Source organism: Streptomyces sp. NPDC057702, assembly GCF_042799315.1.
Lineage (GTDB): Bacteria > Actinomycetota > Actinomycetes > Streptomycetales > Streptomycetaceae > Streptomyces.
Genome location: NZ_JBHVJC010000006.1, coordinates 173,028 through 188,596 on the forward strand (window position 1 = coordinate 173,028; position 15,569 = coordinate 188,596).

General features: G+C 67.1%; 5 protein-coding genes. All 5 read left to right on the plus strand.

Features of this window, described 5'->3' with window-relative positions; genetic code table 11:
• The first annotated feature begins 218 nt into the window (after positions 1-218).
• Genes ACFVFR_RS06420 through ACFVFR_RS06440 form a run of 5 tightly spaced genes read left to right on the plus strand, consistent with a single transcriptional unit; the run spans position 219 to position 15,514 of the window.
• Positions 219-2,375: a restriction endonuclease subunit M gene (locus tag ACFVFR_RS06420; RefSeq protein WP_383698525.1), complete on the plus strand. Its 2,157-nt coding sequence runs from the start codon at positions 219-221 to the stop codon at positions 2,373-2,375.
• Positions 2,372-3,796, plus strand: a complete 1,425-nt coding sequence (locus ACFVFR_RS06425; RefSeq protein ID WP_383698526.1) for a restriction endonuclease subunit S — start codon at positions 2,372-2,374, stop codon at positions 3,794-3,796. Before ACFVFR_RS06420 ends, ACFVFR_RS06425 begins: the two co-directional genes overlap by 4 nt.
• Positions 3,796-8,190 carry a protein kinase gene (locus ACFVFR_RS06430; protein WP_383698527.1) on the plus strand — a complete coding sequence of 1,465 codons (4,395 nt, stop codon included), beginning with the start codon at positions 3,796-3,798 and terminating at the stop codon, positions 8,188-8,190. Before ACFVFR_RS06425 ends, ACFVFR_RS06430 begins: the two co-directional genes overlap by 1 nt.
• Positions 8,181-9,827, plus strand: coding sequence for a hypothetical protein (locus tag ACFVFR_RS06435; RefSeq protein WP_383698528.1), 1,647 nt, complete (start codon positions 8,181-8,183; stop codon positions 9,825-9,827). The genes ACFVFR_RS06430 and ACFVFR_RS06435 overlap by 10 nt, the downstream gene beginning before the upstream one ends.
• On the plus strand, positions 9,827-15,514 hold the full coding sequence (locus ACFVFR_RS06440) for a hypothetical protein (protein WP_383698529.1): 5,688 nt from the start codon (positions 9,827-9,829) through the stop codon (positions 15,512-15,514). Before ACFVFR_RS06435 ends, ACFVFR_RS06440 begins: the two co-directional genes overlap by 1 nt.
• Positions 15,515-15,569 lie beyond the last annotated feature (55 nt).

Below are 15,569 nucleotides of genomic sequence, written 5' to 3' on the forward strand. Positions count from 1 at the left end.
CCAGCCCGTCTTCCGCTTCTGCCCAGGCGTTGTCCGTGCTCCCCTGTAGGGTCCGAAAACACCGGACCGCGCACCCTCTGGCCTGGCGGACCGCGCCTTCGGAGGCACCCCTGGGGTCATAGGATCACAGATGGCATCTGCGTTAGCGCACGCACGGACCGCCCCGGGGCGCAGGCCCCTACCCGCACCACCGAGCACAGGAAAGTAGCAGCACGCCGATGGAGGAACTGACCTTGGACCTGGACATCCCGCAGCAGCCTGAGGACGGCGCGGGGCCTGCAGCGGAGGGCTCCGCGCCCAAGGTCATGGCCCTCAAGGAGGGCCAGGTCGTCGACTACGTCTCCGGCGAAGCGATCAAGGAAACGGAGAAGGAAAAGGTCCGGCAGCGTATCGCCCGCGCCCTGGTGCACGAGCACGGTATCGACCCCGGCGACATGCAGCGCGACTTCTCCGTCACGGTCAGCGAGGAGGGCGCCAAGCGGAAGCGGAGCAAGAAGGCCGACATCGCGATCTTCGAGTCCGGTGCCCCGCACACCACGGCGAACCTGCGGCGGGTGGTGATCTGCAAGCAGGAGCCCAAGCGCGGAAAGTACGTCGTCAAGCTCCGCGAGCCCGACCAGGCCCGGAAGGACCTGGAGGAGCTCCAGGAACTGATGGGTAACGAGGACCGCCCGCAATGCGCGGACGGCATGTGGACCGACGGTGTCGACTTCTTCTTCCTCAAGAAGGTGGTCGGCGACTTCGGCGCCGACTTTGAGGACCGCAGCGACTGGGAGATCGCCGACGGCACCCTCGGCAGCCGCACTGTCGCCTCGCACCAGCGGCTGCGCCAGGCTGACCCGGAGATGCTCAAGATCGCCTTCCGGCGCTGCCACAACTACATCCACGGTAACGAAGGCATGCCCAAGGACGCCGCCTTCTGGCAGTTCCTCTACCTCCTCTTCGCCAAGATGTACGACGAGCGCGTCAGCCACGGCTCCGTGCACGGCCGGTTCCGCACCGGTCTGAAGGAGATGTTCGACGAGAACGGGCGCGCGGCCATCAGTAAGCGGGTCAAGGAGCTTTTCGAGGACGTCAAGGGCGAGTACAAGGGCGTCTTCAAGCCCACCGACGAGATCACCCTCTCCGACCGGGCCCTCGCCTTCATCGTCAGCGAGCTCGCCCCGTACGACCTGAGCGGCACGGACGTCGACGCCAAGGGCATTGCCTACCAGGAGCTCGTCGGCACCAACCTACGCGGCGACCGAGGCCAGTACTTCACCCCGCGCGGCGCGGTCAACCTGATGGTCGAGATGCTCGACCCGAAGGAGGACGAGACCGTCCTCGACCCGACCTGCGGCACCGGCGGCTTCCTCCAGGCCACCCTCAAGCACCTGCACCAAACCTGGAAGAAGGAGGCCGGCACGCTCGGCTTCCCGGACGAGAAGGAGGAGCGGGAGCGGTACGGCGACAAGCTCAAGGAGTACGCGGAGAAGCACCTGTTCGGCTCCGACTTCGACCCGTTCCTGGTGCGTGCGACAACCATGGCGATCATGACCCTGGCGCAGACCACAGGGAATGTCTTCCACATGGACTCGCTCGCTTTCCCGCAGGGACACCTCCCAGGCGTCGAGGCGGCGAAGAAGAAGATCCCGCTGGACAAGCCCACCGTGGACGTGCTCCTGACCAACCCGCCCTTCGGTGCGGACATCCCGGTCAGTGACGAGTCGGTGCTCGGCTCGTTCCGCAACGGGATCGCCAGGTCCTGGGGGCGCAACAAGGAGACCGGCGAGGTCGAGGCGAGCACGACCAGCATGCCGTCGAGCATGGCGCCGGAACAGTTGTTCATCCAGCGCGCCATCGAGTGGGTCAAGCCCGGTGGGCGGATCGGCATCGTGCTGCCGAACGGCATCCTGTCGAACCCCGGGCCGACGGACGAGGCGATCCGCCGTTACATCCTGCGCAACTGCTGGGTCCTCGCGAGCGTTGAGCTGCCGGTGGAGACGTTCATCGTTGACGCCAACGTCAACATCCTCACCACGCTCCTCTTCCTGAAGCGCAAGACCCGGCAGGAGATCCAGAACCACGACCTCGGGACGGAGAAGGCGTACCCCGTCTTCATGGCGGTCGCCGAGAAGGTCGGCTTCGACCGACGTGGCAACGACCTCTACAAGCGTGAGCCCAGCGGAGAGATCGTGGTGGAGACGGAGGTCGTCATGGAGCGGCTCCGTATCCGGGGCAAGGAGGTGACCCGGCCGCTGACCCGCAGCAAGAAGGTCATCGACAACGATCTGCCGGTGATCGCGGAGAAATACCGGAAGTTCCGGGCCGAGTACCCGGTGCCGGGTGTGGATCCGCGTACGGCTGGGTCTGCGCGAACGGAGGCCGGGGCGTGAAGGTCGCCGAGCTGTCCAACCCGGTGAAGTCCGACTGGTTCGCGGACCAGGGGCTTCGGCTCGATGCCTCGCCGTATGTGGCGGGGTCGATGAAGACGAAGAAGCTGCTGGAGCAGTTGCCGAAGACGGAACCGCTGGCGAGGCTGACGGTGGGGCATAACGGGGGCATCTTCAACGGGCCCATGTTCCGGCGGGTCTATCTCACCGACTCCGAGCACAGCGTGCCGTTTCTCGGGACGAAGGACATGATGGCGGCTGACTTGACCGGGCTGCCCCGGTTGCGTAAGTCGGACGCGGAGTCGTCGACTTTGTCCTATCTCCAACTCAAGCCCGGGATGACACTGATCTCGTGCTCGGGATTCAATGCCGGTCGGCGGGCCTACGTCCGGCACGATATGGGTGACTGCTGGTCATCGCAGGACACCCTCAAGGTCGAACCCGACCCGGAGAAGATCAAGTCCGGGTATCTGTACGCCTTCTTGCTCAGCAAGTTCGGCGAGTCGCTCGTGCGAGGGTCGGTGTATGGCTCGGCCGTGAAGCACATCGAGCCTCATCACATCGCGGGGCTGCCGGTGCCGCGATTGGGAACGAAGCTCGAGGGTCAGATCCACGACCTGGTGGAAGAGTGCGCGCGGCTGCGTGCCGAGTTCCAGTCGTCTTCGGTCAGCGCGACGAAAGACCTCTTCACGAGCGTGGGGCTGCCCGAGCTGATCGATATCGGATGGCATCAGCAGGAGCGGGATCTTGGGTTCAAGGTCGATGGGCTGAGCCCTGATTCCCTTCGGGCTCTTAACTTCTCTCCGCGAGCCCAAAATTTGGCACGACGGCTGAGCTCGGTGCCTGGAGAGTCGTTCGGGGAAGTGTGCACAGAATCCAGCTTGAAAATCGGGTCACGATTCAAGAGGATCGACGTTGATTCCGCGAATGGCATTCGTCTACTGGGGCAGCGGCAGGTATTTTGGATCCGACCGGAAGGACGATGGATTAGCGCTGCTAAAGCGCCTAGCAACTCAAGCCTTCCAGATGAAACAATCCTGATTGCCGGGCGCGGAACTCTTGGCGAAAATGAAGTATACGGCCGTGCGATTTTCGTCACCGGATCCTGGTTGACGAATGCCTACAGTCAAGATTTCGTGCGGGTTTCGAGTGGGAATTCTGAAATTCCAGGAGCCTATCTTTTCGCGTTCTTCCGTTCTGCTGTGGCCTTCAGGCTACTTCGCGCCATGAGCTATGGGGGAAAGCAACAAGGTTTTCTACCCAGTAGGCTCCAAGAGTTTCGCATCCCCCTCGCACCTCCGGCCGACCGTAAGCGCATCGCCGCTACCGTCCGTCACGCCTACAAATGCCGCGACCAAGCCGATGTCCTAGAGGACCGGGCCCTCGCGTTGCTCACCACCGCCATCGAGGAGGCCGCCGGCTGATGGGTGCCAGGATCGTTGCTGTTGGGGAGGCCGTCAACGATGCCGAGCGGAGGGTGATCGCGCACCTGCGTGATCACGCCCCCGACGACTGGACGGTCCTGCACTCCGTCGAGATTCCGTACAATCGGAATGAGCTGTTCGAGGTCGACCTCGTCGTGGTCACCGGGCATGCCGTGTACGTCATCGACGTCAAGGGCACCCGGGGCCGCATCGAGGTCGACGGCGGCCGTTGGCAGCCCTCTCACCGGGCGCCGTTCCGCTCCCCGTTGCCGAAGCTGCGCGGGCACGCCAAGCAGCTGAAGACGCTCCTGGAGACGGCTCACCACCCGCTGTCCCGGCTCTACGCGGATGCCCTCGTCGTCCTGCCCGCACCCGACGCCCTGCTCGTCGACCGGACACCCCGCCAGCACGACGCCCGTGACACCGTCACCCTCCCGGACCTGATCGGCCGGCTCGCGGACGTTAACCGCGTACCCACCTCGACCAACCGCTTCGACACGGACGTCTCCGCGCACCACGAGCTGATCGTGCGCGCGGTGCAGGGTTCGTCCCGGCCGCCGTCGGGCCCCCTGCGATTCGGCAGCTGGGAAGTGATCGAGCGACTGAGCGAGACGGGCCCGGAGGAGGGCGACGACGTCCACCGCGAGTACCGGGCGAAGAACGCCCTCGCGGTGCAGGGGTCGGGCACGGTCCGGCTCTCCGTCCGCAGGGCCGATCCGTACGCGCCGGAGGCCGAGCGGCTCCAGCAGCAGAAGCGGATCGGCATCGCGTACGAGGCGCTCGGCAAGTTGCCCTCGCACCCGAACATCGTCGGAGTGCGGGACTTCTTCGCCGACGAGGACAAGGACTCCTTTGTCACCGTCTACGACGACGTTCCGGGGCACGCCCTCGCCCTGCATCTGAATGGGGCCGCAGACCCACTGACCGCCGACGCGAAGCTGCGGACAATCCGTAACATGCTGATGGGCCTGGCCCATGCGCACAGCCGCCTGATCGCACACCGCGAGCTGAACCCGTCCACCGTGCTGATCGCGCAGGACGGCCGGGCGACGCTGACCGGTTTCGAGTACGCGAAGACCGCACAGCGCCGCGCTCACACAGTCATGCGGGAGGCGTACCAGGTCGCCGATCGCGCGTATCTGGCGCCCGAGTGCCATGCCGACCCGGTGACGATGGGCATGAAGTCGGACATCTACGCGGTCGGTGTCATCGGGTTCCAGCTCCTCACCGGCGAGCTGCCGTTCACCTCCGCCACCGAGCAGGCCGACGCGGCAGGGCGGCTCCCTGCGCAGGTCCTCGAAGCCGCCGAGGTCCGCGTTGAACTGGCCCACTGGTTGCAGAAGTTGTGCGCGACGGCTCCGGACGACCGGCCGACCGCCGTGGAGGCGCTGCACCGCCTGGACCTGGTGATGGGAGCACGGAGGGCTCCGGCCCGGCGTATCGGCTCCTCGGCCGCAGTTCACCCGGCTCCTCCTCCGGCCTCCGCCGGACAGCCCGCGCAGGACGGACCGCGGGGCCCAGAATTCTATCGTGACTTGCCGGCCGACCACCAGCTCGGTACGAAGTACCTGGTGCGCCACCGTCTCGGCCGTCCCGGCTCGTTCGGTGTGGCCTACCGGGTGTACGACACGATAAGGAGTGTCGACCGGGCGGTGAAACTAGTCCTGCGGGACCGGGACTCTGTCCTGGAGCGGCTGCGCCGCGAGGCGGGCGTCCTGGACCGGCTGCAGAACGCCCCGCACCCCAATGTGGTGTCGATGGTGGACGCGGACCGGCTGATGCCGCCGGACGAGTACCCATACCTGGTCTTCGAGTTCGTCGACGGCAAGGACGTCGCCGAAGTGATCCGTGGCGGCCGGATGGGCGCGGCGGACGTGCTGCGGCTCGCGATCGACACCGCGCGCGGGCTGCGTCACATCCACGAGCGCGGGGTGTGGCACTGCGACATCAAGCCGAGCAATCTGCTGTGGACCGACGACGGCGTCAAGCTGATCGACTTCGGGATCTCCAAGACCTCCGACTCCTCCGAGGGGCACAGCTACACCAGCCCCCGGTACAGCCCGCCGGACCTGGACCAGGTGCCCGCCGACGCCTCCGGCTACACCGACCGCGACCTGTTCGGCCTCGGCGTCGCGCTGTACGAGGCGCTGACCGGCGGGCAGTACCCGTGGGAGGGAGTCGGGCGGCCCTCGCCCGGTGTGCCGCCGGTGGACCCGCGCACCGCGTTCAGCGGTTTCGGTGATCTGGCGCCCGGTTTCGCCGAGATCATGCTGCGCGCGATCTCCCCGTACCGGGCGGAGCGCTTCTCCACGGCCGAGGAACTGCTGCGCGCATTGGAGGCGCTGGAATCCGCGCGCGTCACCCCCGGACCGCTACCACCGGCTGTGGCCCCGTCGTCCTCGTCCGACCGGTCCGAACAGCCCCCGGCGCCATCGTCGGAACCGGGCTCCGGCCAGGAGCCGCAGGAGCCCGAGCCGAACACCAACCCGTTCGTGGTCCACCTGCAAACGCTGTACAGCCAGAGCCGCCGCAGCAACCGCGGCACCCGCGGCCTCGACCCGCACACGATGTCCGTGTACGTCGAGACGGCCCTGGACCGGGAGCTCGTGCCCGCACTGCGGGAAGGCCGGCACGCGCTGGTCGTGGTGACCGGTAACGCGGGCGACGGCAAGACGGCCTTCCTGGAGCGATTTGAACGCCAGGCGCACGAGCTTGGGGCCGAGTTCGGGCCCCGCCGGGCCAACGGCAGCGACTTCAGCCTGGACGGGCATCGGTTCCGCACCAACCATGACGGCAGTCAAGACGAGGGTGAGATCAGCGGCGACGACGTACTGGACGAGTTCTTTGCCCCCTTCGCCGGGGCTGACGCATCGGCGTGGCAGGTCGCGGGGGAAACTCGGTTGATCGCCATTAACGAGGGGCGTCTGGTCGACTTCCTCAGCCACCACCACGACCGCTTCCCTCACCTTGCCAAGGTGGCCAACCTCGGCCTGGCGGGCCGGGACACCGGGCAGGCCATCGCCGTCGTCAACCTCAACGCACGGGACGTCGCGGCTCGTTCCCTCGACGCCGACGGCGAACCGCAGAACGGCGGATCGCTCCTGGAGCGCATGCTCGACCGGATGACACACGACCGGTTTTGGGAGGACTGCGAGCGCTGCGACCTGGCCGCCACCTGCTACGCCCGGCACAACGCCCAGACCTTCCAGCACCCCGCCGCCGGTCCGCAGGCAGCGCGTCGTCTGCGCCGCCTTTACGAAGTGACCCAGCTGCGCGGGAGGCTCCACATCACCCTGCGCGATCTGCGCTCCGCGCTCGCCTACACCCTCACCTCGGGCCGCGACTGTGCAGAGATCCACCAGCTATACGCGGCCGGTTCCGGTCAGGAGATCCTGGACAGCTTCTACTTCTCCGCCCACCTCGGCGCCCCGGCCGCCGCCGATGGCAGTCCGCGCGAGCGGGACCGACTGCTGACCCTGCTGCGCGAGGCCGATGTGGCGGCGCTCCCGCAGCCGCAGCTCGACCGTCGTCTGGACTACGCCGGGCTCCTGGAAGACCGGGCGCTTGTCGCGGTCGACGGGCGTGGCGACCGTGATCGCGTACTGCTGCGCGGCGCGTTCGAGCAGCTCGGCCGGTCGGTCACCGAACGCGTCTCCCAGGCCGCGGCCCACCGCCACTACGTGGACGCGGCCCGCCGCCTGCTCTACTTCGAACTCCACGACGAGGATCGTGCGGAGCGGATGCTGCCGTACCCGTCGGTGCTGAACTTCATGGCGCTGTTGTCCAGCGCAACGCAGACGGGCACCAAGGATCGGGATCGGATCCTGCGGGCGCTCAACCGTGGTGAGGGACTCGTGGCACCCGAGCGGATCGGCGACGCCCTCGCGCTGAAGGTGCGCGACGTACCTGGCGGCACCATCCGTACCTTCCGCCGCTTTCCCGCAGAAGGGTTCCGGCTCGAACCAGGTAACGCGGCGGCCTCGCCGTACATCGAGTCGGAGCGCACCTCGCTGCGGCTGAGCTACCGGGATCCGGCCGGCAGCCAGGGCGGCACGGCCGAACTCGACATCCGGCTCGACCTGTTCGAGCTTCTCCAGAGGTTCGAGCGCGGCTACCGGCCGTCCGTGACCGACCTGCAAGGGCAGCAGCTCGCCCTCGCCGTGTTCAAGAACCGGCTGGCGGCCGTGCCATACCAGGAGATCCTGCTCACTACACACGGACACGACCTGCGACGGATCCACCGCACTGAGGACTCTGTCCTGCACATGGAAGAACTGACAGCACGGTCCGGCGACGACCACAGCGGGGCGGACGGCGACGGTCCGGCTGTCGTGGGCACTGCGGTCGGCATCGCACGGGACGCCGCGAGGGCGGAGGAGACGACATGGCGCTGAGCGGTTCCTTGGGGACGTTTCACCACCCCGGCATCAGTCGGCTCGACTACAAGACACTGGACATGGACCGTGTCCTGACCGGGCTGCTCGCGCGTCTGTGGCATCAGGGCATGCCCAGCAAGATCAACCGCTCCAACGAGCTCAAGGTCGACGTCTTCGTCAAGCTGTTCCTGGACCACCCGGAAGTCTTCGATGGCTTCGACCGGGAGACCACCACCCGGTGGGCCTCCACCCATCTCCTCGACATGGTCAGCCGGGGCAGGGCTACCGAGGCTGTGGCTGGCCCCAGGCCGCTGCACGGTCTCACGTACCGGTTCCGCAACAAGCGCAAGTCCCGCCCGTACGGGGCCGACGAGCAGCTGTACGAGATGCTCGCCACCGACGAGGGGGTCTTGGACCAGCTCCGCGAGTTCTTCTTCTCCGACGTCGACCGCGCCACTGCGGAGATCACTCCGGGGACGGACACCGACGTGGAGACCCAGGCGCTGCTCCACCTGGTGGAACAGGCGGGTGGACAGATGCGGGACCGGGCCGACACCACCCGGCCCCGCACCCCCTACCCCGCCCTGTGCGCCGAACCGGCCCGCCAGCTGTGCCGGGACGTACTGCGGCTGCTCTACCACCAGGACCACATGCCGCGGACCGTGCTCGTGGATTACCTGAAGATCCTCTTCGCCTTTCACCTGGCCCTTTACCATCTGCGGATGATGAAGCTGCTGCCCGCCGTGATCGAGGCCGGATCGGCGCCCGCCACATGCCGGACCGGGCATCAGGACACGCCTACGGCGGACCGCTGCCCGCACCGCGTCCGACTCTTCGTCGACGTCGAGGGTGTGCCCGGCACCCCGGCGGCTGCGCTCGCCGAGCGCAGCGCCAGCATTTGGTACGGGCGGATCACACGTTTCGTCCAGGCGACCTATCAGATCAAGAAGCTCGACGAGTTCTCCGAGGACCTCGTCAAGAGCCAGAAGCTGACCCCGCCCGTCGGCCGGAACTACTTCACCCCGGCCGAGGTCCTGCGGCGCCTCTCCACCCATCCCAAGGAACGCGAGGCGTTCTTCCTCCAGCGCGTCACCCGCGTACGGGACGAGGAGAAGGACCTTCCCTCGGAGCTGAAGCAGATTACCCAGCTCGGGCTCAACGCCTTCGACGAGTACATCGAGATGCTGATGCACTACAAGGGGAGCTACTACCGCAGCTACTTCATCGACTGCCTCGACTCGATGCTGCTCAAGCACCGGCCCGGTGCCCTGCTCGCCCAGCCTCGCGGCAGACGCGACAGCGCCGTCCGGCGATTCGTCCTGGACGCACGCCTGCTCGAAGTGCTTCTCCAGGTGTCGCTCCTGAGGGAGGGCGACGACGACACCGGCAATCTGCGCACCGCACCCATGCGTGTGGACGAGTTCCTCACTCTCCTGCGCGAGCGGTACGGACTCCACATCGACCAGCTGCCGGACGGTGACGGCTTCTCCGGCGCCCACCTGGACAACCAGGCCGCACTGCGGGCCAACGCGGCGGCCTTCCTCAACCGACTGCGCGAGATCGGCTACTACCAGGACATGTCGGATGCCTATCTGACGCAGACCATCACCCCCCGGTACACCATCGGGGCTGCGACGACGGGGGCGACGGCCTGATGAGCAGCACCAGTACCGGTCTTGCGGAGCCCACCGCGAAGGACTTCCGCGAAGCCCTCGAAGGCGTCCTCGTCCCGCGCCTCGCCAAGCTGGTCGGCGAGAGGGGAGCTGGGCACTGCATGCGGGTCACCGAGGTGGAGACCGAACTCGCGGTCTCGCTGGTCCGCCGGCTTCGGGGAGCACTCGGGCCAGCCGCCACGGTCTGCGTCCTGGGCACCGCCGAAGACCTCGCTCCCGAACAGCCGCACCACGACACCGTCGTCACCAGCACCAAACTGGTCGAACTCCGCAACCGCACCGAAGGTGACGGCGGGAATGGGAACAGCCTGCCCGGACCACTCCTCGTCTTCGTCCCTCCGGGCGCTCGGGTCAGCGCCGAGGACTCCTTCGGTATCGCGACCTTCGAGGAAGTACCCCTCAGCGACGCCTACGCGCAGCTGGCCGACCACCTTCTCGACCAAGTACCGGACCGGCTGCGGCCCGGCGTCGACGAGCTGCTCGCCGTACTCCGTGACCGGCCCGGACACGGGACGGGCGACCGGGCCGTCGCCCTGTACCTGCTGACGCTCCGGACCAACGACTACCGCGACCAGGTCGCGGGGGCCGCTGTCTACCATTTCGGCCTCGTACCCGACTTCGAGCTGTACGCCGACCCGTCGCTCGTCAAGGATCGGGCCGAGCGGAACCGCAAGCTGGTCGATAAACTCACCACCTCCAGCCGCTCGGAGCGCCAACGAGTCCTCGATCTGGGGCTGACCGACGCGGACTTCGCCGGCAAGCTCGCGGGATTCGCCACCCGCTGCGGCCTGGAGGACCCGGTGACATGGACCCGCCGTATCGTCGTCGACCGGGAGAACTGGACTCTCTCCTTTGGGAACTGGCGCGTCGACGAACGGCGCCGCGCCTCCGTCTCCATCGAGGTACGCGAACTCGGTCTGCCTGCCGCCGGAGACAACGCCGAGGAGCTACAGGCCCACCCGGCACTCGAAGCCATCGTGGGGCAGCCCTACCTGCTCGCCGGGGACAAGGGCGTTCGCGACCTCACACCCCGGTTCACCATCAAACCGTCCCCGCTCAAGGTGGAGGGTCTTGACCGCTTCCGCGTGGAGATCGTCTCGGAGAGCGGCGGGCCAATCGGTCGGATCGCCCACGTCGCCAAGGGGACGCGGGCCAAGCCCGATTACAAGGCGCCGCTGCGCCGCCTGAACAAGATTGACTGGCAGGAAGGGTGGCACTACGTCAGAATCACCCCGCTCGACGCCTCCGGTGACGCTCTCGATATCGCCCCTGGTGCGCACGGCCTGCCCGGGGGCGAGAGCGAACGATTCTACGTCGTCCCCGAGGGAGAGGTCGAGGAGCCACCGGAGCGTAGCGCCGGGCGCTACGACGGCATCACCCAAGCGCTGCGATCACTGCAGTTCGAGGCGCTGGCCGCCGGGGACGATCCGGCCCGTGTCACGCTGACGGACGTCCGTTGGAAGTCCACTTCGGCGCGCAGCCCCCTGCGCGTCCTCTACGCCCGCATCCACACGGCGGGAAGCGCAGAGATCCGGCTCTCCCCGCTGCTCGTGCAAATCCAGCAGGACCTACTCGCCCGCCCTCATGACACTTCCCTGCGCCGACTAGTACTGCGCCTCGACGGTATTAGCGGGGCCCCGGAGGGGAACGAGGAGGACCTGTCCCTCGCCCTGACCGGGCGGGCCGCCGAGGCTTACGACCGCTTTCTCGCGACACGCCACGCCTATTTCGCCGCCCTGTGCGGCCAGGCGGGAGACCCGGCCGATACCGAGCAGCTCCTGGTCAGCGAGGCTGTCGACTTTGAGGTGGTCCGGGACGAACTGGTCACCTACACCGAGGCGTACGCGGAACTGGTGGAAGCCCAGTCGCTTCAGGCCGAGCGGGCTGGTGACGGCACCCGGGGCGCCGCGCTGGTGGCGCTGGCCCGCATCCAGCAGACCGACTGCGCGGCTGTCACCCTTACGGACGGTCTCGGCGGGCGCGACACCGTCCTGCTCGTCTCCCCGACGCACCCCCTCCGCGCACTCTGGCTGGCGACCTGGTCGGCCTTGGGCAGGGACTGGGCCGCGCGCCTCACCGGCGAGGAAAAGCGACGGGTCATCGCCACCCGCGACTCCTTCCTCCAAGCCCTCTCGCCTTTGGGCTTCCCGTTCGCCGTCCCGCGCCAGGACGGCAGGCTCATGACGGCCGCTGACAACCTCACCCCGTACTGGGCTGCCTACCTGCCCAGCGAGACCGCCGATCCCCGTGGCCTGCTTGGCCGACTCACCACCGCGCTGCACCTCCCGGCCGTCGGGCCCCGCGCCGCAGGCGGATCCGGTGCGTTGTCCGGTACGGCGCTCGCCGACCGGATCGAGCGGTACGTACGTCTCCACCCGTACGTCCGCACCCTGGTCATGAACATCGTCAACGCCGGCCGGGCCGAGATCGTCACCGACGCCCTTCTCGAGCTGCAGCGCCGCACCCCCACCCGGGACCTCACCTACGACATTCGGCTGTGCGTGTCCGACCCGGAAGCCCCTGAGTCCGGTGCGGCGCTGGGTGAACTGATCAGCGCACAGAGTCAGTTCACCTCCACCGAGGCGGAGGCGTTCCTGCACGCCGCGGAAGGCACCCGGAGCGCGAAACTCGTCTACTCCGTTCGCTCGGTGGAGGAGTTCAGCGAACCCGGAGCCGAGTTCGACGCCCATCTGACCGTGCTCATCGACGCCTTTGGCGGGCAACAGCATGGTTCCGTCACACGCCACGACATAGCGCACGCCCCGGTCCACGGCCTGGTTCAGCCGACATCCTCCACGTACGAGGACAACGAGCAGCAGATCGTGTGGCGGACTATGCCACGCCACGGCGTCGCTCTGCCCGCCGAGGATGCGGAGGACCTTGCCACTCTCCTGGGCCGGCTACCCGGACTCCTCGCCGGCGCTGCGGCCAACGTCGCCACCGCGGGACAGGCGCCGCGCCATGTGCCGTGCACCGTCCTTTCCCTGGACAACACTGACCGGGCCCTGCTCTACCAGGCCCACGAGGTCGGCGACTGGGTCGTCACCATCGACAGGACCCTCGGCCTGGAGTACTTCGACCACGCCGGGCAACGTGACCGACCCGAGTACGTCATCGACTACGCGCCCCCGCTGGACAGCGGCCTCGGCCACCAGATCATGGTCAGTTCGAACTCGGTCGACGAACTGCGTGCCCTGCTCGGGCCGACTGCCCAGCAGCATGGCCTCGACGTCGAACAGCGCCACCTCAACACCTTCTTCGAGCAACTGCGCCTGCTCTCCGGCAACCTCGCCTTCAAGCTGGCCTCCACCGCCCCCACACAGCGCACCGAAGTACTCGGCCTCGCCCTGGCCCGCCTCTACCTGGACTACCAGGACGCCCTGAACAACCAGATCGTCGTCCCCCTGGACGCCCACCCCGAGCTGTACGCCGAAGTCCGCCGCCAGGCTCGGGAGCTGGGCGACGCCCTCACCTTCCAGCGCAGTGACCTCGCCCTGTTCCACCTAGACGCGCGAACCCGGACCATCACCTGCCGCCTCGTCGAGGTCAAGTGCTACACGGCGCTCGACGACATCGGCGCATACCAGCGCCTCAAAGCCAAGGTCACCCAGCAGCTCGGACGGAGCCAGACCGTGCTCACCGAATCCTTCGATCCGGGCCACACCTCCCCGGACCGGGTGGACCGGCCGGTCAAGAACCTGGCACTCGGCTCCCTGCTCCGCTTCTACCTGGAGCGGGCGGCACGCCACGGGACCATGGGGCACGCCCCCAGGAAGGCGGCCCACGCCCTGCTCGACAACCTTGATGACGGCTACGCCCTCCAATTCACCCGCAGCGGCCTGATCTTCGACCTCGCCCGCGAGGGAACCGACCGCGAACTCGACGACGAGGTGGAGTTCCATCGCATCGGTAGCGATCTGATCACCGAGCTGATCAATGCGATTCCCACTGTTCGGCCGGGTGTACCCGCGCCCATGGACCTAGCCGTTGAGGAGCAGGAGGAGGACAGAGCGGCCACCGCTCCCACCCTGGCACTGTCGCAGTTGGCTGTGCCACGGCTCTCCGATGCCGAATTCCGGGCACCTGACGTACAGGACGAGCGGGATGCCAAAGATGCTCAGGAGCAAGACCGCGGGCAGGCCGGTGGAGGCAAGGCAGTAACCATCCTCGACACGGACGAGGTCGCGAACGGCAACGAGACCACGCCACTCACCGCACCTGAGCGTGCGGGCCCTCAGGCAGATCCGGCCCAGTCCGTGGCACCTTTGACCGTGCCTGGTGCCGACGCGGAGGGGGCGGTCCCGACGTCTCCTTCTTCGGAAGGAACCTCATCGGCTGCTCCTCCTCCCGGCGGTACCGGAAATCCGCTACGGACGGGCACCATCGCTGAAGGTCAGGGCTTCCTCGAGTCGCCGACCATCGATGCCCAGCCCACCTCTGCCACACCGGGGTCGGCTTCACCAGGGGGCCTCCCCGAGATCTTCCTCGGCGTCACCCGCCCCTCCCTGCAACACGGTGTACTCGGTGAGGTAGCGGGCCGGAAAGTCGCGGTCGATCTCGACGAAACCCACACCATCAGCCTCTTTGGCGTACAAGGAGGCGGCAAGAGCTACACCCTGGGCAGCATCATCGAGATGGCCTCGCTGCCCGCTCCGCCGGTCAACGAACTTCCCCGCCCTCTCGCGACCGTGGTGTTCCACTACAGCCGCACCATGGACTACGCACCGGAGTTCACTTCCATGGAGCGCCCCAATGATGACCAAGCGCAGCTCCGGGTCCTGAAGGAGCGTTACGGAGCCGAACCCCAAGCGCTGTCGGACGTGCTGCTGCTTGCCCCCGCCGACCAGGTCGCCGACCGACGACGGGAATTTCTCGGTATCGACGTCCAGTCGCTCACCTTCTCCTCCGCCGAACTCCAGGCATCCCACTGGCGCTTCCTCATGGGAGCGGTTGGCAACCAGTCAACGTACATCCGGCAGCTGACTCGCATCATGAAGGCGAACCGCAACAACCTGAACCTCGGCGTCATCCGGCAGGGCGTGGCCGATTCCGGTATGCCCGACCACGTCAAGCAACTGGCCCAGGAGCGGCTCAATCTCGCCGAGGACTACATCGACGACAATGCCCGGCTCACCAGCCTCATCCGACCCGGCCGACTGATCATTGTTGACCTCCGCGACGAGTACATCGAGAAGGACGAAGCACTCGGTCTTTTTGTCGTCCTGATGCAGCTCTTCGCTGAGGCGCGCAGCGGGGACGAACACTTCAACAAGCTGGTCGTCTTCGACGAAGCGCACAAGTATATCGACAGCCCGGACCTGGTCGCCGGCCTAGTCGAGACCGTCCGCGAGATGCGTCACAAGGGAATGAGCATCTTGGTCGCCAGCCAGGACCCGCCCTCTGTACCGATCTCCCTAATCGAACTCTCTGACCACGTCATCCTGCACAAGTTCACCTCGCCGGCCTGGTTGAAGCACCTCCAAAAGGCGAACAGCGCCTTCGCCAGTCTGCGCTCTGAGCAGATGGCGCAGCTTCAGCCCGGCGAGGCGTATGTGTGGGCGAGTAAGGCCACTGACCCGGCGTTCACTCACGGAGCCGTCCGCATGCGATGCCGTCCTCGGGTGACCCGGCATGGCGGAGGGACGAAGACGGCAACAGGCGGACAATAAGCTGTCAGCACGTTGTCCAGAATCGGATCAGCCGGCCCGCGCGAAGAAGTCCGCC